The organism is Occallatibacter sp. (assembly GCF_049802275.1).
Taxonomy (GTDB): Bacteria; Acidobacteriota; Terriglobia; order Terriglobales; family Acidobacteriaceae; genus Telmatobacter.
Genome location: NZ_JBARMD010000633.1, coordinates 1 through 3275 on the forward strand (window position 1 = coordinate 1; position 3275 = coordinate 3275).

Annotated in this window: 3 protein-coding genes; 1 reads left to right on the forward strand and 2 read right to left on the reverse strand. The window is 58.7% G+C overall.

Going from position 1 to position 3275, the window contains the following annotated elements; all coding sequences use genetic code 11:
* On the forward strand, window positions 1–865 hold an 865-nt coding region (locus WA354_RS21365), incomplete at its 5' end, for a tetratricopeptide repeat protein (protein WP_472815044.1).
* Window positions 866–877: 12 nt separating this feature from the next.
* Here WA354_RS21365 and WA354_RS21370 read toward each other — a convergent pair.
* Together WA354_RS21370 and WA354_RS21375 are read right to left on the reverse strand one after the other, a co-directional pair.
* Window positions 878–1933, reverse strand: coding sequence for a dihydrodipicolinate synthase family protein (locus tag WA354_RS21370; protein ID WP_472815045.1), 1056 nt, complete (start codon window positions 1931–1933; stop codon window positions 878–880).
* 89 nt (window positions 1934–2022) lie between these two features.
* Window positions 2023–3275: ATP-binding protein (locus WA354_RS21375; RefSeq protein WP_472815046.1), on the reverse strand; the 1253-nt coding region annotated here is incomplete at its 5' end.

Sequence of the window (3275 nt, forward strand, 5' to 3'; positions counted from 1 at the left end):
CTATAACACGGTGGCCGATGCGAAAGGTGATTTCGATATTGACGCCAAACTCCCGGCCAGCGAAATCGTCAAGACCAAAAGCGATTCGCAAAAAGCAACCGCCGCTGCCCTGGTGGGCTGCCAGGTCAGCGCCATTCTGGACGGTTTCGATTCGACGTCGGTGACCATTGCCAACGGCACCATCATGGACGATCCCGACATCGGCACGATACATCTGCGTCAGGACGAGCGGGCGAAGGGTTCCGCCATAAGCCCCACTACAGCGGCGGCTCCAGCGGATGCGATTAAAGAGTTTGAGAAGGCCCATTCAGACGAAACTGGAAAACATCTCGACAGCGCACGACGCCACTTGCAGAAAGCGGTAGAGATCTATCCGCAATTTGCCGAGGCCTGGTATCACCTGGGCAAGCTTGAGGAGACGGATAAACCACAGGATGCCTTGAATGCGTATTCAAAAGCCGTGGCGGCGGATCCAAAATACATTCCGCCCTACGAGAGGATCGCTGCCTTGGCCGCGCTTCAGAAAAACTGGCAGGATGTGGTGAGTGCGACCGATCACACCCTCCAACTGAACCCCGCGGGGACGCCTCAGATCTGGTACTTCAACGCGATAGGCAATTACAACCTCGGCAATGCTGACGTTGCCGAGACCGCCGCGAAAACCTCAATGAGCATGGATCCGAGCCACCTTGCACCCAACACCGAACAACTGTTGGCCGTGATTCTCGCCGCGAAAGGGGAATACAGTGTGGCCCTTGACCATCTGCGCCACTGCCTGACCTATACTCCTCCCGGACCCAATGCGGATTTGATGAAGCAGCAGATCGCGCAGCTCGAGAAGCTCGTACCGCAGACAGCAAAATAGGTTCCGAGTCGGCTAGTTTCGGATCTCTACCAGAAGACTCTCAACCTCAGTCTTCTCTTCGACCGTCAGCGGCAGCAGAGGCTGGCGCGGATATCCACCGTAATATCCGTTGAAGTCGCATGCATACTTCACTCCCGCGATGCCCAGTTCCGCGGTGATGCGCTGGTTCGGCCTGGCAACACTTTCCTGCTTCTCCGCCGCCAGCTCCGCATCGCGATCCTTCCACGCAAAGTAAACCTCGTAGCATGCTTCCGGTGCGCAGGCCGCGAATCCGAGAATTGCGCCCGATGCCCCCGCTTCAAGCGATGGCAGAATAATCGATGCTGAACCTGTAAGCACCTGGAACCCAACTTCCTTGGTTCGCGTCTTCAGCGGAACCGCGGGAGGAGCCATCGCAATAGCCGGCCCTCCGGCCAGGTCACCGGCCGAAACAAACGTAGCCGCCTGAACCACAATGGTGCTCATCATCCTGCCTGTTACCGCCTCAAACACCGGCGTCACGGTCACTGTGCGTTTTGCGACTCCACGCGTAGCCTCCACAATTCCCTTGATGCGTTCCAGGCTCCCGCTCGAATCCTTGATGGCGATAATGTTCGGGTGATGCGCGAGTTCGGCTACCATGTCCACCGGGATCTGGTACGGCACGCACCGCGGAATGTTGTACAGCACCACAGGCAGTGGCGAGCGGTCCGCAACCGCCCGGAAATAGTTCGCTACCACCGATGGCGTCATCTGTGTGGAGTAGTACGTCGGTGTCCGCAACAGCACCGCATCGTATTGAAACTTCGCCGCCGTCTCCGCCAGTTCCACAACCGCTCGCAGACTTTCGCGATTCACCCCTGCGATCAGCACCTTCTCCGGAGCGGCCGCCTCGGCTGCGATGCGCAGCACATCCCTGGTTTCCTCGTCATTCAGCGCCGGCGCCTCGCCCGTGGAGCCAAGTACCACCATCCCCGCGAGTTGGCTCCGCGAATATCGAGCTACATTAGCCTCAAGTTTGCGGTAGTAAACGCGCTCATCAGCGTAGAAAGGCGTCGTAACGGCGGCAAAAACACCCTCGATCAGCATATGAACTTATTGTAGAGGCGCGATTTCAACAAAGGGCAGTTCCCTCTCCAGGAGCGACATCCGTGCCGCCCACTTCATCAAGACGGCTCTTATTTTCCCTGGAGCGCGACTGTAGACGCATGCAGATTCTGCAATGCGTAGACCGTAATGGTGCGCTGCTGCATCGCGGCAATCCCCTCCACCGCGGCCTGTGCGGCTGCAATCGTGGTGATCGTCGGTACACGCGCCAACACTGCGGCCCGCCGAATGGCCTTTTCGTCGAAAAAGGTGTCCTGCCCGCGCGGCGTGTTGATGATCAGCTGAATGCGATCTCCTTTGATCAGATCGACCACATTCGGTCGCCCTTCTTTCACCTTGAATACCCGCTCCACTGTCAGCCCGGCGCGCTCCAGCACGTTCGCCGTGCCCTCGGTGGCCACCATGTGAAAGCCGAGATGCGCGAACCGGCGGGCAAGCTCGACTGCAGCCGCCTTGTCGTGATCGTTTACGGTAAAGAACACCGTTCCCTGTGCCGGCAAAAGCTGCCCCGCCGAAAGCTGTGCCTTGGCAAACGCCTCTCCAAAGGTCGCCGCCACACCCATCACCTCGCCCGTCGACTTCATCTCCGGCCCCAGCACCGTGTCGACGCCCGCGAACTTCGACCACGGAAACACCGGCGACTTCACATAAAAATGCGTCCCGGTTTCCAGATCCTTGCCTGAAGCCAGTTGCTCCGGCAGCAACTCCCGTAGCGTGCGGCCCGTCATCAATCGCGCGCCGATTTTCGCCAGTGGGATGCCTGTTGCCTTTGAAACATATGGAACTGTACGCGATGCCCGCGGATTCACCTCAATGACGTAGACGTGGTCGTTCCCTTCCGCATCGCGCTGGATCGCGAACTGCAGATTCACCAGTCCAATCACCTTCAGCGCCAACGCGAGTTTGCGCGTATGTTGCCGGATGGTCTCCAGCGTCTCTTCACGAATGCTCACCGCAGGTAACACGCACGATGAGTCGCCGGAGTGAATTCCCGCCTCTTCAATGTGCTGCATAATACCCGCGATGATCACGTCCTTTGAATCGCAGAGCGCATCGACATCCACTTCGACCGCATTCTCCAGGAAGTGATCCACCAGCACCGGCCGCTCCTGCGAATACTCGACTGCCTGCTTCATGTATTCCGCCACAGCCTTCGCATCGTACGCGATCACCATCGCGCGTCCGCCCAGCACATAGCTCGGCCGCACCAGCACCGGATAGCCAATCCGTTCGGCCACCGCAAGCGCTTCATCTACGCTCGTTGCCGTGCCGCCTTCCGGCTGCGGAATCGCGAGGTCTTTGAGCAGCTTGCCAAATTGCTTCC

Excerpts from the sequence above, each read along its gene's own strand:
- WA354_RS21370 (WP_472815045.1), bottom strand. The coding sequence starts at position 1,933 with ATGCTGATCGAGGGTGTTTTTGCCGCCGTTACGACGCCTTTCTACGCT.